Origin of the sequence: Schaalia radingae (genome assembly GCF_900106055.1) — a bacterium.
Classification (GTDB): domain Bacteria; phylum Actinomycetota; class Actinomycetes; order Actinomycetales; family Actinomycetaceae; genus Pauljensenia; species Pauljensenia radingae_A.
Window position 1 is genome coordinate 1245774 of the sequence record NZ_LT629792.1, and the last position, 16193, is coordinate 1261966.

12 protein-coding genes are annotated in these 16193 nt (G+C 59.3%); 10 read left to right on the forward strand and 2 right to left on the reverse strand.

All coding sequences use genetic code 11. From position 1 onward, the window contains the following. Nucleotides 1–45: 45 nt before the first annotated feature. Together BLT69_RS05510 and BLT69_RS05515 are read right to left on the reverse strand one after the other, a co-directional pair. The gene (locus tag BLT69_RS05510) at nucleotides 46–1143 is read right to left on the reverse strand and encodes a GntR family transcriptional regulator (protein WP_070727187.1); all 1098 of its coding nucleotides are present in this window, start codon (nucleotides 1141–1143) and stop codon (nucleotides 46–48) included. An 80-nt stretch (nucleotides 1144–1223) separates the two neighbouring features. Next, entirely contained in the window at nucleotides 1224–1532 is a 309-nt protein-coding gene (locus BLT69_RS05515) for a hypothetical protein (RefSeq protein WP_141757399.1), read from the reverse strand. A gap of 487 nt (nucleotides 1533–2019) precedes the next feature. On the opposite strand from BLT69_RS05515, the gene BLT69_RS05520 reads away from it, so the two are divergent. From BLT69_RS05520 to ftsY, 10 genes are all read left to right on the forward strand, one after another. Then, complete coding sequence (locus BLT69_RS05520; RefSeq protein ID WP_070727192.1) at nucleotides 2020–2799, forward strand: SDR family oxidoreductase; 780 nt, start codon at nucleotides 2020–2022, stop codon at nucleotides 2797–2799. A 289-nt stretch (nucleotides 2800–3088) separates the two neighbouring features. Then, nucleotides 3089–6343, forward strand: a complete 3255-nt coding sequence (gene ileS, locus BLT69_RS05525) for an isoleucine--tRNA ligase (protein ID WP_092648585.1) — start codon at nucleotides 3089–3091, stop codon at nucleotides 6341–6343. 16 nt (nucleotides 6344–6359) lie between these two features. Continuing rightward, entirely contained in the window at nucleotides 6360–8024 is a 1665-nt protein-coding gene (locus tag BLT69_RS05530) for a glutamate ligase domain-containing protein (protein ID WP_092648586.1), read from the forward strand. Nucleotides 8025–8110: 86 nt separating this feature from the next. Next, on the forward strand, nucleotides 8111–9103 hold the full coding sequence (dhaK, locus tag BLT69_RS05535; RefSeq protein ID WP_092649101.1) for a dihydroxyacetone kinase subunit DhaK: 993 nt from the start codon (nucleotides 8111–8113) through the stop codon (nucleotides 9101–9103). A 14-nt stretch (nucleotides 9104–9117) separates the two neighbouring features. Then, the gene (gene dhaL / locus BLT69_RS05540; protein WP_070727197.1) at nucleotides 9118–9771 is read left to right on the forward strand and encodes a dihydroxyacetone kinase subunit DhaL; all 654 of its coding nucleotides are present in this window, start codon (nucleotides 9118–9120) and stop codon (nucleotides 9769–9771) included. Continuing rightward, nucleotides 9768–10478, forward strand: a complete 711-nt coding sequence (gene dhaM / locus BLT69_RS05545; protein WP_070727199.1) for a dihydroxyacetone kinase phosphoryl donor subunit DhaM — start codon at nucleotides 9768–9770, stop codon at nucleotides 10476–10478. Before dhaL ends, dhaM begins: the two co-directional genes overlap by 4 nt. Nucleotides 10479–10557: 79 nt before the next feature. Beyond that, the gene (gene ndk, locus BLT69_RS05550; protein ID WP_070727201.1) at nucleotides 10558–11025 is read left to right on the forward strand and encodes a nucleoside-diphosphate kinase; all 468 of its coding nucleotides are present in this window, start codon (nucleotides 10558–10560) and stop codon (nucleotides 11023–11025) included. A gap of 26 nt (nucleotides 11026–11051) precedes the next feature. After that, nucleotides 11052–14573, forward strand: coding sequence for a chromosome segregation protein SMC (gene smc, locus BLT69_RS05555; RefSeq protein ID WP_092648587.1), 3522 nt, complete (start codon nucleotides 11052–11054; stop codon nucleotides 14571–14573). Between the two features lie 76 nt (nucleotides 14574–14649). Next, on the forward strand, nucleotides 14650–15018 hold the full coding sequence (locus BLT69_RS05560; RefSeq protein ID WP_157886353.1) for a hypothetical protein: 369 nt from the start codon (nucleotides 14650–14652) through the stop codon (nucleotides 15016–15018). Nucleotides 15019–15036: 18 nt separating this feature from the next. Then, entirely contained in the window at nucleotides 15037–16191 is a 1155-nt protein-coding gene (gene ftsY, locus BLT69_RS05565) for a signal recognition particle-docking protein FtsY (protein WP_092648589.1), read from the forward strand. Nucleotides 16192–16193: the final 2 nt, after the last annotated feature.

Consider the following 16193-nt stretch of genomic DNA (forward strand, 5'->3'; position numbering starts at 1 on the left):
TCCTGCGGCATGTCAAGGGCGTCGGCAAAATTGCCGCGTTGAGAATTAGTCGTTCAAGTGAGCGACTGTCTCGCCTTCCACCAGCGTCAACGGTAAAGATATCTTCTCTGTGGATGCACCTTCGCGAATCTGCTGGATCGTCGTTTCAACAGCCAGTCGGCCCAGTTCCTCCTGCTCCTGCTTCATATGCGTGAAGTGTGACAGCGTGTGGTCGAAACCCGCTGGACGGTGATCAAAGCAGATAATGGACTTATCCTCGGGAATACGCAGACCCATGTCGTCGAGGGTGTCACGCAGGATAAGCGCAATATTGTATTCGCACGCGACGAACGCAGTGACTTCCGGGTGCTGCTCAATAAAGGCGCGCAGCTGGACCTGATCGTCTTCCACCGACACGTTCGTGCCCGGTGTGGTCGAACGAATCTCGTGATAGGACAGTGACTGATCCAAGCTGATATGGCGCAGTGCGTGTGCCTTAACCCAGCCGGAGTGGCGATCGGCATTGGATGTAACTGTTCGCGGCGCACCGATAATGGCAACATGGCGGTGACCTGCATCAAAGAGATACTCCGTTGCAGTAATAGCGCCTGCCTCGTGGTCCGAACTCACCGCAGCTACCGGAATCGTCTGGTAATGGCGGTCAAGGATCGTTAACGGGAAATGCTCTCCGATAAGCTTGAGGACAACCGGATTGATCATCTCGGAAATGAGCGGCATCAGGATAATGCCCTGCACGCCGGCCCGGATCACTGATTGAATCGCTTCGGTTTCGCGGCCAGCTTCGCCTCGCGTCAATTTGACGATCAGATTCGCGGTCCCAAAAGACGCCTCAAATGCTCCGGTCAGAATATGCGCACCGAACGCTTCGTCGAAATTCGTGACAATCAGGCCGATCAGCGGTTCTTTCTGCCCTTCGCGAGGACGGGTTGGAGTATTCGACACGACCGTGGTCCCGATGCGAGGCTGACGCGTGATGAAGCCGTCCTCGCGCAGCATGTCCAGTGCGCGGCGAATGGTGATGGAACTGACGGAATAGTGTTCGCGCAGCTGAGCCTCGCGGGGAAGGCGTGAGCCGATCTTCAGATCACCACGGACGATGCGGTTCCGAATGTCATCGTAGACCCGTTGATATAAAGCACTCACGGAGCGTCCTATCCCGTTGATTCTAAAAAGTATTCTTATTCAGTATAGCGAGCTACAGGAAGACCCTTTGAAGGTTGGCTCTATTCTAGCTCACTGCCGCTATGAACAGGCCAACTACGAGGCGCAACCAGCGGGACGCACAGGGCAAAGACCAGTGGCACGACCGCGCTGATCAATAGGGCAGCACGCAGTCCTGACCCGCCATCGTCAGGTAAAATCCGCGCGACCGGCTCGAAGAAACCGGACGAGGCTAATGTCCCTTTGGGCACACCGACACCTTGCTCGGCAAAGAAAGAAGACCACTGCACCATCGTCAGCTCAGCAGGTCCGCCTATCATCATCAACACCAATGCAATGAGGAAAACGGGCATCCCGAGTAGTGATTTCACGGGTGTGCGATCGTCGTCGGCCACAGTGGGCGGCAAGGGGACACGCAGAAAGAGCAGAAGATTCACGGCAGGAATGACCGCCCACAGCAGTGGCAGCAGTGACTACTACTGCGTGCCGATAAGCGAGATGAGAGCTGTCGTACGGATCGGACGCAACCTGGGGGAGTACCGCCAGTAGCACAAGGCCGACCGTAGCTGCCGCGTGGGCGCATACCTTAGGCGGCCTGTAGCCGACCTTGTCCACGATGAACATCGCGATGAAATCAATGAGCAATTGGATGCAGAAGTTAAACGATGACAGGATTCCCAGTTGTGCGACGGAAATATCGGGCTGCTCGTTGAAGATGACAAAGAGCAGGGGAGCCAGGTTGTTGATGACCTCCTAAACAACGTACCCCGTGTAACAGGCGCGCACAGTGGTCCGCTCACTGAATTGACGCGATGCCATCGGACCTCCTTCCGTGTCCGAAGAGACCATAATGGAGTTATGACAACTTCACCATCTGCAGGCCAGCCCACGCGACGCGCGATCGTGACGGGCGCATCCAGTGGCATCGGACAGGAAACAGTTCGCCAGCTTCGTGACCGTAACTGGGAGATCATTGCTGTTGCCAGACGCGGTGATCGTCTGAAAGATCTTGCACACGAATGCGGATGTATTCCCTTCGCTGCAGACCTGGTGGATGAAGGCCAGGTTGACGCTCTGGCCAGGTTCGCTGACGAGAAAGGTGCGGTGGATGCCCTCGTCAACTGTGCTGGAGGGGCCAGAGGGATTGAAACGATCGCTGACGCCGTTGTGGACAAGTGGCAGCACATGTTCGACATCAATGTGAAGACCACGCTGCAACTGACCCGGGCACTGCTGCCACAGATGCGTGAGCGCGGCGGTGACATCGTCTTCCTGACATCGACAGCCGCCCATGACACCTATCCCGGCGGGGGAGGATATGTGGCCGCCAAACACGCCGAACGTATCATTGCCAATACTCTGCGCATTGAATTAGTAGGCGAGCCGGTACGGATCATTGAGATCGCACCTGGCATGGTCAAAACGGAGGAATTCTCCCTGCGTCGCCTGGAGTCACAGGAAGCCGCCGATTCGGTGTACGAGGGGGTTGCGGAGCCACTGACAGCTGCTGACATTGCAGATGCGATTGTATGGACCCTGACCAGGCCCTCCCATGTCAACATCGATTCGATGATTATTCGTCCGCGCGCCCAAGCCAGCAACACGCTTGTCGCCCGTGAAACAGATGAGTCGAACTAGGGCAAACGCCACATGGACGCGCATGAGCCGTGGGTCTCAAGTCGGCTACTATTGACAGTGACGATGATCCGACCCGGAAGTTCCGGGATATCAGCGGGGAGTCTTCTGGAAGAACGAGGCTTCGGCCTTCAGTAGAACCGGACGGGTGGGCCCGACACAGCCCCAAACGAGTGGTCGCTCGGGGATCCTGATAACGGAGCGCGAGCGTCAAACGGGGTGGTACCGCGGAAGCTGGCGACGCCAGGATCCGTCCCTGTATTGCTACGCAGGAGACGAAACGAGGACCATCATGGCGCAGGGACATTACCCTCTGAACGGGAACACCCATCCAACCGGTAACCCCTCTTTCCCAGATATGGAAGAGGCGACTCTCAAGTACTGGGATGAGCACGATATTTTCGCCAAGTCCGTCAATGAGCGTGCTGCGGGCAATCGCGGCGACAATGAATTCGTCTTCTATGATGGTCCGCCCTTTGCCAACGGCCTGCCACACTACGGCCACCTGTTGACCGGCTATATCAAGGACATCGTCGGCCGCTACCAGACGATGCTGGGGCATCGAGTGGAGCGACGCTTCGGATGGGATACACACGGCCTGCCCGCCGAACTGGAAGCACAGCGCCTGCTCGGTATCGACGACGTCTCCGAAATCACCAAACCAGGCGGACTGGGCATCGAAAAGTTCAACGCTGAATGCCGATCCTCCGTCCTGCGCTACACGGATGAATGGCAGGACTACGTGACGCGCCAGGCACGCTGGGTCGACTTCGACGACGACTACAAGACTCTTGACATCACCTACATGGAATCGGTGCTGTGGGCGTTCAAGACGCTGTATGACAAGGGTTTGGCATATGAGGGATACCGCGTGCTGCCGTACTGCTGGCACGATCGCACCCCGCTGTCGAACCACGAACTGAAGATGGATGACGACGTCTATCAGGACCGCACCGACCAGTCAGTCACCGTCGGCTTACGCATGGAAAGCGGCGAGCTGGCCCTGATCTGGACAACAACCCCGTGGACACTGCCTTCCAATCTCGCCATCACTGTTGGGCCGGACATCGAATACGTTACGGTTGTTCCTCAGGAAGGCGAACTGGCGGGTGAACGCGTCATCATCGCGCATGACTTGCTGGCGTCCTACAGCAAGGAACTGGGCGAAGGTCCGACGATCGAAGCCACCTATCCTGGCTCTGAGCTGGTCGGACGGCGCTATGCACCGATTTTTGACTACTTCGATACCGATGAACGCCGCGCTGAAGGCCAGACGCCCGGACCGAACGCATGGACCATCATCGCTGGCGACTTCGTCACCACTGAGGACGGCACTGGCCTGGTGCACACAGCACCGGCATTTGGTGAAGACGACATGATCGCCTGTCAGGAAGTCGGCATCAGGCCTGTCGTCCCTGTCGATGAGGCAGGATGCTTCACCTTTGAGGTGCCCGACTACGAAGGCGTGCAGGTGTTCGACGCGAACAAACTCGTGCTGGCTCACCTGCGCGAACAATCAGGGCCCATCGCACGTCGCCCTGAAGAGGTGCGTGCGAAGATGGTGCGTCAATCCTCATTCACCCATTCCTACCCACACTGCTGGCGCTGCCGTAAACCGTTGATCTACAAGGCGGTCAGTTCATGGTTCGTCAAGGTCAGTGCTTTCCGTGACCGAATGGTGGAGCTCAACCAGCAGATCACATGGGTACCTGAGCACACCAAGGACGGGATCTTCGGAAACTGGCTGGCCGGCGCCCGCGACTGGTCCATTTCGCGTAACCGCTTCTGGGGTGCGCCGATCCCCGTGTGGGTCTCAGATAATCCGGAATACCCCCGCGTTGACGTCTACGGCTCGATTGCGGACCTCGAAGCTGATTTTGGGGTCGAGGTCACCGATCTGCACCGCCCATTCATCGACACGCTGACGCGACCAAACCCCGACGACCCGACCGGCACATCCACAATGCACCGCATCAGCGATGTGTTCGACTGCTGGTTCGAGTCGGGCTCCATGCCGTACGCCCAGGTGCACTACCCGTTTGAAAACCGCGACTGGTTCGAAAGCCACTACCCGGGCGACTTTATTGTCGAGTACATCGGGCAGACCCGCGGCTGGTTCTACACACTTCATGTTCTGGCCACCGCACTGTTTGACCGGCCCGCATTCACGCACTGCGTCTCCCACGGAATCGTGCTGGGCGACGATGGCCGTAAGATGAGCAAGTCCTTGCGCAACTTCCCGGACGTCAACCGCGTCTTCGATGAGTACGGGTCCGACGCGATGCGGTGGTTCCTCATGAGCTCACCGGTTGTGCGCGGCGGTAACCTCATTGTTCACGAGGGTGGCATCCGCGACACGGTGCGCCAAATCCTGCTTCCCCTGTGGAATGCCTACCACTTCCTCGCCCTGTACGCAGGTGCGTCCGATCATGGCAATGGATATGTGGCTGAGCCGCTGGCCTTGGACGATCCGAAAGTGCTTGACGGCCTCGACGTCATGGATCGCTACCTGCTAGCACGCACCCAGTCACTGGCTGACGCTGTTCGCACCGCTTTGGATGCGTACGATATCGGCACGGCGTGTTCACTGGTTCAGGATCATATGGATGTTCTGACGAACTGGTATGTGCGCACTCAGCGTCAGCGCTTCTGGGATGAAGATGCGCGCGCATGTGACACATTGTCATCAGCCCTGGTGACCCTGTGCGAGGTTACCGCCCCGTTGTTGCCCCTGCTGACCGAAGAAATCTGGCGGGCACTCACAGGTGGAGAATCGGTCCACTTGCAGGACTGGCCGACAATGCCCGAGGCAGTGCGCAACGACGAACTGGTCGCCGTGATGGATGCAGTGCGTCAGGCCGTATCAGGTGCTCACGCATTGCGCAAGACGCATAATCTGCGCGTGCGCCAGCCTCTGCGTCAGCTTTCCGTCGTCTCGGAGGCGGCGCCCTCCCTTGAACCCTTCGCTTCCCTCATTGCCAGTGAAGTGAACGTCAAGAACGTCACTTTAGTGGATCCGGATCACTCCGGTCTGAAAGTGACGACGCAACTGGCATTGAATCCTCGCGAATTCGCCCCCGAGGTCCGTAAGGTCACCTCTCAGCTTTTCGCAGCCCACAAGCAGGGGCAGTGGGAGCTGGACGAATCAGGTCAGACTGTGACGTTCCCCAACGTCGAGGTGGGCGGGCAGCCCGTTCAACTGGGCGAGGGACAGTTCTCTGTGTCGACTACGGTCGAAGCATCAGAAGGTGAGGTTGCATCCGTTCTGGCTGACGGCACAGTGGTCGTCCTCGACACGGACATCACCGCCGAACTTGCTGCCGAGGGATACGCGCGCGACGTCATCCGCATCGTACAGGACGAGCGCAAGCGAGAGGATCTGAATATTTCAGACCGCATCGACCTGGAGCTGACCGTGCCAGAGGAACACGTGGCGGATGCGGAAACGCATCGAGACATGATCGCGCACGAAACACTGTCGCTGTCCGTTTCCATCGTTCCAGGCGATACGCTGGCAGCGCACGTCAGCGTGCACGCAGATAACTGAAGGAGAACCCTGTTCCATGAGTGACCATCCCGCCTTCTTTGGCTCCGACGAGGAACCCAGCGGCATTCCTGCGGATTTGCTGCCCTACCTTGAGGCTGCAGATGAGCCATCTGAGGCAGACCGTCAGGCCGAACAGGCTCGTCAGGAAGCCGAAGAAGCGGCGGATCGGGCAGACCGGGAGCGAGCCGAGGCATTGCGTGCACTGGTAGAGAATTCGCTCCTGCTCGGACCCGATCCGTCGATCCTGGCTGAAATCGAATCAGATGAGGACGAGGACGGGACACCCTCGGACGAAGAAGATCACGAACGCATGCTCGACGACGCGCAGCAGGCTGCCCAGGAACGCGCGGAAGTGGCACGCATCTACGAATCAATTGTGGCGCGCGCCCCGGAACACAAAGTCCAACCCAGCCTGGAGCGCGTGCGGAGCGTGATGGATATTCTGGGCGATCCCCACACGTCTTACCCGAGCGTGCATATCACGGGCACGAACGGCAAAACGACAACTGCACGCATGATGGATGCCCTGCTGGGAGCGCTGGGCCTGCGCACGGGCCGTTTCACGTCGCCGCACCTGCTGGACGTTCGCGAACGCATCTGCCTGGACGGTGAGCCCATCTCGCACCGGGCCTTCATTGATGCCTACCACGATGTGCAGCCCTATATCGACATGGTTGACCACAGCTCGATCGAGCAGGGTGGCCCGACACTGTCGTTCTTCGAAGTTTTCACTGTCATGGCGTTGGCTGCATTCGCAGACTATCCGGTCGACGCGGCTGTGGTGGAAGTCGGTATGGGAGGCACGTGGGATTCCACCAACGTGGTGGACGGTCAGGTCGGTGTCATTATGCCGATCGACGTTGATCACCAAAAGTGGCTGGGCAACACGGTCACGGACATTGCCCATGAAAAGGCCGGCATCATCAAACCCGGCCAGATCACTGTTGTTGCCCACCAGCGTGACGAGGTGCTCGAGATTCTGCGCGAGCGCGCCGACCAGGTGGGTGCGCGCCTCCTGGCGGAGGGCACAGACTTTGAGGTCGTGGCCCGTGAAAGGGCAGTAGGCGGGCAGCTCATGTCACTGCGCACTCCGCATGCGATGTACACCGATATATTCCTTCCCCTTCATGGCGAACACCAGGCCCACAATGCTGCGGCCGCTTTGACAGGTGTGGAAGCGTTCATCGGTGAGCGCGCATTGGACGCGCAGGTGGTCGAGCAGGCATTCGGTGCAGTGACATCACCGGGCAGGCTGCAGGTCGTGCGACGCTCACCCATGATCATCGTGGATGGAGCCCACAACCCGGCAGGTGCGCGTACCGTTCGCGCCGCCATCGAGGATCTTGGTCTGGCTCACGTGGTTGGTGTCTTCGCCGCGATGTCGGATAAGGACGTGGACACAATGCTGGGCGAAGTTGAACCCGTGATGGACGAACTGATCGTCACTCAGATGGATTCTGTGCGGGCAATGGAACTGGACGACGTGCAGGCCATTGCTGAGGATGTCTTTGATGACACGAGGGTGAGCCGGATCCCTGACATCGCCGAAGCAGTAGCGGAAGCTGCCACCCGTGTGGAAACACGCGCCGAGCCGGGTGAAAATGTGGCCGTCATCGTGTTCGGTTCGATTGTACTGGCAGGGCAGGCCACACAGATCATCTCCCAGGCTAACGGCCGCTGACTTCCACGAATGTCGCCATTTCCGTGGTCAGAATCCTTGAAGGATGGCACCATGGATGTGAGACCGATTGGTTCAAGGAGGCACTGGTGAAAAAACTGGTCAACGACGTTCATCAAGTAGTTGAGCAGGCTCTGCAAGGCTTCGGTGGCGTGTACTCCGACCTTGTCACCGTCCATACGAATCCAGCCTATATCATTCGCGCACACGCAAAAGATCAGGGGAAGGTTGCCATCGTCTCCGGTGGTGGGTCGGGCCACGAACCATTGCATGCGGGATACGTTGGGAAAGGCATGCTGGATGCCGCTGTGCCCGGTGCCGTGTTCTCGTCACCGACACCTGACCCGATCGCGCAGGCAGCACTGGCTGTCGAACGCGGGGCGGGCGTGCTGTTCATCGTCAAGAACTACACGGGCGATGTGCTCAACTTTGAAACCGCTGCCGAACTGGTGCAGATGGACGACATCGACGTTGCCACTGTTACCGTCAATGATGATGTCGCAGTGGAGGACTCGCTCTATACAGCCGGACGACGGGGCGTGGCAGGCACGGTTTTAGTGGAGAAAATCGCTGGCGCAGCAGCCGAACGCGGAGACGATCTGCATACTGTCACCCGCATCGCTCAGCACGTGATCGACAACGTCCGATCGATGGGATTGGCACTGGGGCCCTGCACCGTGCCACATGCAGGACGCCCGTCCTTTGAACTGGGTGACAACGAGATTGAACTGGGGATCGGAATCCACGGCGAACCCGGATATCGGCGCGGCCAGATGGAAACTGCGGACACGCTGACTGAAGAGCTCTACGAAAAGGTTCGCTTTGAATTGGCCCTCGAAGCAGACGAATCCGTGATCGCGCTGGTCAACGGCATGGGTGGAACCCCACTCAGTGAGCTGTACATTGTGTACCGTCACGTGGCCGAATTGCTGCAGCGTGACGGAATCAAGCTGGCACGCAGCCTGGTGGGTGACTACGTGACGTCACTGGAAATGCCGGGTGTTTCAGTTACCCTATTACGGGCGGACAACGACATCGTGGAGCTTTTCGATGCTCCCGTATGCACGCCGGCCTGGAAATGACATCAGGAGCATAGATGAGTGAGACGCTAAACGAGCAGTGGATCCGCGAATGGATGATGACTGCTGTGCACACGATCGCAGACAACAGAGAATATCTGATTGACCTGGATCGACACATCGGGGATGGCGACCACGGTGAGAATATGGATCGCGGTTTCAGTGCCGTTCGCGACGCGATGGAGTCCGATGACCATGCGCACGAAGCTGCAGCGGCCCTGCTCAAAACAGTTGCGAAGACCCTGATGTCCACGGTTGGCGGAGCTGCCGGCCCACTGTATGGCACAGCGTTCCTGCGCGCATCACAGGCACTGACAGGACAGGAAATCTCCACCCGGGACGTGGTGGCCATGTTCGACGCAGCATTGGAAGGCATCCAGGCCCGAGGCAAGGCAGAAGAAGGCGAAAAGACGATGGTCGATGCGTGGGCACCGGCCGCTCGCGCCGCTCATGAAGCTGCCAAAGCGGAGCGCCCGATCTGCGAGATTCTCGAGGCCGCCGCGCGCGCTGCCGAAGAAGGCGTTGAAGCCACGATCGACATGCAGGCCACGAAGGGGCGCGCATCATATCTGGGGCCGCGCTCAGCAGGCCACCGCGATCCTGGAGCCGCCTCCTCAGCGATGATTATCCGAGCTGCGGCTAAGGGCGCAAAGTCGGTGGATAACCGATGAGCTCAAAAGTCGCCCTCGTAATCGTGTCCCACAGTGACCTCCTGGCGAGGGGCGTGCGGGAAGTAGCAGAGCAGATGGCACCCGACGTGCACATCGAATGCGCGGGGGGAATGCAGGACGGCTCGCTGGGCACCTCCTACGACAAGGTTGCCTCTGCGATTACCCGCGCACTCGGAGCAATCGAGACCGGCCATGACGGTGCAGGCGTCGTGTGTCTGACCGACATGGGCTCAGCAGATCTGACCGTGGAATCCGTCCAGGAAATGGAAGACTTCGAGGCGTTGGAACACGCGCATGCTCCACTCGTTGAAGGCACCATTGCTGCTGCGATCAGTGCGCAATCAGGCAGTAGTCGCAGTGAGGTGCGCGCCGCAGCTGAACGGGCTGGCGCTCCTGACACGCCGCGTTCTGCCGCCTCCCCGGTGGGACGCGTCGTGATTCACGAAAACGAAGACACCGCTGACCACGTTGTGACGGCAACTGCGCGAGTGGCCGACCCGGTAGGGCTCCATGCGCGTCCGGCTGCATTGTTGGCTCGCTTAGCTGGCTCATTCGATGCAGAAGTATTCGTGAACGGAGCCGATGCAGGGTCAGCGTTGGAAGTGATGGCGCTGGGAGTGCGTCAGGGTGACATTGTGCAGCTGCGTGCCACAGGACCGCAGGCACAGGAAGCAATAGATGCACTGGTCGACAAGCTCGAAGAGTGACTGCATAATAATGTAGGTCTTTTGACCTAGTGGCCGAAAGGCTGCATGAAGTGCACGATCATCTACGAGGGGGAATGCTATGTCGGCACACGAACGTACAGACGGCTCCCATGAACGCACACTGGTGCTGGTCAAGCCTGATGGATACAGGCGAGGGTTGACAGGCGAAGTGCTGCGACGGATTGAATCAAAGGGATACAAGCTGGTTGGTCTGAAAGTTCAGCAAGCCTCTGAAGAATTGCTTCAGGAACATTACCATGAACACCGCCATCGCCATTTCTACCCTGCATTGATCGAATTCATGTCGTCTGGACCGCTCGTGGCTGCCGTTGTCGAAGGGACACGCGTTGTCGACGGAGTGCGCCGACTAATCGGCTCAACCGACCCGACTGACGCCGAGCCAGGAACAATTCGTGGCGACTTGGGCCGCGCGTGGGGACGCGCAACCGCGGAAAATATCGTGCACGGATCAGATTCGCCGCACTCTGCCCAACGCGAGATTGCCCTGTGGTTCCCGGAGCTTGCCGAAGATGCAATGCACGCTTAACTGCCTTTTTACGTATTCTTAAAGACGTGCACCTGAAAAATTTAACGTTACGAGGCTTTAAATCCTTTGCTTCGGCGACAACGCTGCGTCTAGAACCCGGCATCACGTGTGTAGTCGGCCCGAACGGGTCGGGCAAATCGAACGTCGTCGATGCTCTTGCCTGGGTCATGGGCGAACAAGGTGCCAAAACGTTGCGCGGTGGACAGATGGCGGACATCATCTTCGCCGGAACATCCTCGCGAGCACCGTTGGGGCGTGCTCAAGTTGATCTGACCATCGACAACACCGATCGGGCTCTGCCCATCGACTACTCAGAAGTGACGATCTCGCGCACATTGTTCCGCGGTGGGGGATCAGAATATGCCATCAACGGCACCCCAGCGCGCCTGCTCGATGTTCAGGAACTCCTGTCCGACACGGGTATGGGCAGACAGATGCATGTCATCGTGGGTCAGGGACAACTCGATCAGATCCTCTCGTCAACACCTGAGGAGCGTCGAGGTTTCATCGAAGAGGCCGCCGGTGTTCTCAAGCATCGCCGACGTAAGGAACGCGCCCTGCGCAAGCTTGAGCAAATGGATCAGAATCTGGTGAGGGTCCTCGACCTCACGCAGGAAATCCACCGCCAGCTTGGCCCACTGGCACGCCAGGCTGCAACGGCCCGCCGTGCACAATCGATACAGGCTCGTGTTCGTGACGCAAAGGCACGCCTGATTGCAGATGAGATCGTTGACCTGCGCGACCGCCTGAATGCGCACGACGAATCCGACCAGATGCGTACCCAGAAAACTCAGGAATTGCGTGTTCAAGCGCGCGAGCTGACAGAAAGTATTCAACTTTGTGAACAGCGCGAACGCGAAGCCGATCCGCGTTTGACTGAGGCGAATACCGCTTGGCGTGACCTTACTGCGATCGGGGAGTCCTTGCGCGCAACAGTTCTGATGACCCGCGACAAGATTGCCTCCCTCGAACGTCCACTTGATGCGCCCTCCGGTGACGATCCTGACGAACTGGACAGGCGTGCCGATGAGGCCAGTGCCGAGGACGCTGAGCTTCTGCGCACAGTAGAAGAGTGCCGACGGCGCCTGCAGGAGGCTATCAGTGCTCGTGAGGAGGCGGAGCAGCGTGATGAAGAAGCCCACGGGAGGCTGTCCGGCATCACGCGCCAGATAGCGGATCGACGTGAGAAGATCGCACGTCTGACAGGCGACGTCGAATCTGCGCGCTCACGCCTCGTAGCTGCCGAAGCTGAGGAAAATCGAGCAGAAGAACTGGTGCGCGCCGCGCGCAAACGTCAGGAGGAAGCCGAGAAAGCCCTCCAAAAGACGCCTGCTCCCGATGGCGAGGGTAGCGAAGACACTGCTGCGCGCAACCACTCGCAGGCTTCCGTCAAACGCGATGAAGCCCGAAGTCAGGTTGACGCTTTGGTGGCGCGTGAGCGGGAAGCACGCGCCGAGCGAGCCAGGTGGGAGTCGCGCCGTGACACGTTGGCTGAGCAGCTCGCACCCGACGACGCAACTTCGACATTGGCAGGCCGCTCCGGTGTCCTCGGAACGGTCCCTGAAGCCTTGACCATTGAGCCGGGCTGGGAAGATGCCATTGCCGCAGCACTGTTCCCGCTGGCTGATGCCGCGATCGTCGACGGAACGGCGAACGGAATAGATTGCCTGCGTCACGCCCGCGAACACCAACAAGGACAGATGCGCATGATGCGCGCCGGTGACGGCGACGGCAATAACGAGGTGGAACAGCAGCCACGTGGCCCCCTTCCGTCTGGAGCGCGCTGGGCGCTGGACGTCATCACCCACGCGCACTCGGTTTCGCGCAGCGTCACGAAGCTGCTCGAAAGCGTCGTCGTGTGCCGGGATCTCGACGAAGTGCAGGACCTGCTGGAGCATCCCGGCGTTCGAACAGTGGTTACGTCCAACGGTGATGTTGTCACGGGGGAGTCACTGATCGGATCTGGCCACTCAACTTCCTCGGTGTTGAGTGTGCGCGCTCAGTACGAACAGGCCGTTGAGGGAGCGCGCCACGCCCTCGATGACGAACAGAAGGCCTCTGAACAGCTGGTTCACGCAAATGAGGTACTCGATCAGGCGATCCGCGCTGCCAACGAAGCGCTCAAAGCCTTGCGTGCCCAGGACTCGCAGCGCGCAAAGCTCGCTGAAGCATACGCGCGCGCCCAGTCGGCAGCCAAGGCTGCTCAGGCAGAGACACAAAGGTGCGAGGCGACCGCACGTAAAGTCGCCGAGCATGTTCAATGGGCACGCAGCCAGGTGGATACCGCCGACGAGCGGTTGAGCACCTCCAAAGACATGGAACCGGCTCCCGACGCTGAGCCGGCTCAACAGAGAGCAGGCGAAGCCGCGCGCATAGCCCGCGAAGCTCGCGAACATGAGACGGCCACGCGTCTGGAACTTCGCACCAATGAAGAACGGTCGAGACAAAGCGGAGGAAGGGCTCGAGCTCTCAGGCAGGCAGCAGCGCGCAGCCGTGAGGAGCGCAGCCGATACGCCCAACGTGAGGACCAGCGCCGGCGCAAGCTGCTCATTGCCCAACGCGTTGCCGAACAGGCTCAGTACGGCGTGGACGTTGCCGCTCGAATCGTTGAGCACTGGGAACAGCTGCGCGCCGAAGCTGAATCACTGCGTCAGCAGTCAAGCCATGAGCGCATCGAATTGCGCGCCGCGCTCGATGCCGTGAATGCTGAAATTGCCGAGATCACCGGCCTGGCGCACCAGGACGAAATCGCACGTGCACAGACCATGATGCGCCTGGAACAGGCGACCGCCCGGTCGATGGAGGAACTCAGCCTGGAAGCTGACCAGCTCATCGAAGAATTCGGCCCCCATAACCTCGTGCCGGATTTTTCAGGCGAGGGCGACCCGACTGCCTTTTCGCGCCCCGAACAGGAAAAGGCACTGGCGGCTGCTGAACGTGACCTGGCAAAACTTGGCCGCGTGAACCCGCTGGCTCTGGAGGAACACGAAGCACTGTCCAAGCGCCACGAATTCCTGGTTTCCCAGGTCAATGATCTGAAATCGTCGAAAGCCGATTTGCTGCATATCATTGACGACGTCGATCGCCTGGTCGAAGAAGCATTCACCACCGCGTTTAACGACACGCGCGAACAGTTTGCCCACACCTTCGAGGTCCTTTTCCCCAACGGCGAGGGCAACCTGACGCTGACGGATCCAGATTCGATGCTGACAACGGGCATCGAGATCGAAGCCAGGCCGGCGGGCAAGAAGGTCAAGCGCCTGTCACTGCTGTCCGGCGGAGAACGCTCCCTGGCAGCTCTGGCATTCCTCATCGCCATCTTCAAGGCGCGTCCCTCACCGTTCTATGTCATGGACGAGGTTGAGGCCGCCCTCGACGATGTGAACCTGACGCGATTGCTCAAAATCTTCCGGGAGCTGCAGGAAGAAAGCCAGCTGATTGTTATCACCCACCAGAAACGCACGATGGAAATCGCTGATGCGCTCTACGGCGTGACGATGCGTGACGGGGTCACAACCGTCGTCTCGCAGCGCCTGGCAGATGCTTAGGAGATCACAGATAACAAATTGAGCATGTGCGGCGTTTACTGTGGCTCTCGCTGGCGTCACACATGACAATGAAGACATGTTTGGTTCTGTTGTGGTCATCATGCTGACAACGTTGGTTGTTGTGGCTCTGGCAGGAGGCGTCCTGGCAAGCTTGGCCTTGTCACGCCGAGGCGCCCAATCATGGCAGTCTCTTTGGAAAGACCAGTCGAAACGCTGGGCTGACCCGGCGCGAACAGATGAGGACGCGGATATCGATCCTCAGCTTGTCAGCCTGGACACGATGCTCCGGAGCAATGGGCGAGACGGCTCGGCGTATGTCGATGCGACCGACCTGCCTGGATATGAACGCCTCGAGGATGCAGCAGTACGTGTCGAAGAGGCGGCCACACGCATGGAGGCTGCATCGCGGCGCGGACGCGTGCGTAAAATGCAACTCACGCATTAAATAGGCCATGATAGGACTATGAACACTTTCACCGATTTTGTGACAAGCCCGATCGGTCTGGTATGCCTGTTGGTTCTCGTTGCCCTTGTGGGCGTGGGAATCTGGTGGGGCGTACGAGGACGACAGTCCAGCCCCGAACTTGAAGAACGCCGCACACCCACTATTGAGAGCGGTCAGACCACTGCGGCTCCTGACGTTGAGACGCAACCGCGTACCGAAACTCCTGAATCCGTTCCCTCCCGCATGCAGCGTCTGCGCGGACGCCTCGCGCAGTCTGGCGCTATCGGACATGCGCTCCTTTCAGTTCTCTCGCGCGCGCAGCTCAACGCGGCAGACTGGGAAGAGATCGAAGATTCACTTCTGATGGCCGACCTGGGATTGCCGGCCACCGAAGAGCTCATGGAGCGGCTGCGCACCCGCGTCAAGGTTGAAGGACATTCAGATGCCGAGTCAGCCCGCACGATTGTACGCGACGAGCTTCTGGCACTGGTCGACCCGACTATGGATCGTTCCCTGCATTGCGAGCCGCACATTGATGAAAACGGCACCAAGGTCAGTGCGTCGGTGCTGGTGATCGGCGTCAATGGAACAGGTAAGACGACGACGATTGGCAAACTGGCCCGGTTGCTTGTTGCACAGGACAAGACTGTCCTGCTCGGTGCTGCTGATACATTCCGCGCCGCAGCGGCTGACCAGCTGGAGACGTGGGGCAACCGCGTGGGGGTTGACGTGGTCCGATCCGACCGTGAAGGCGCCGATCCCGCATCCGTCGCTTTTGATGCCGTACACCGCGGTGTCGACGACGGCGTTGACGTCGTGATTGTGGACACGGCGGGCCGACTGCAGAACAAGTCAGGTCTGATGGATGAGCTCGGGAAAGTCAAGCGCGTCATGGAACGTGTCAGTCCCGTTGACGAGGTCCTCCTGGTCCTCGATGCGACGACCGGCCAAAACGGTATGCGCCAGGCGGAAATTTTCGCAGAAGTGGCTGGAGTGACAGGAATCGTCCTGACGAAGCTGGATGGCACCGCAAAGGGCGGAATCGTGGTGTCGGTCCAAAGGGAACTCGGAGTTCCTGTCAAGCTGGTGGGGCTGGGAGAGGGCGTCGACGATCTGGCGCCATTCGATGCCGAGTCATTCATTCAGGCAATTGTGGGACAGCCTGCCACGTAAGC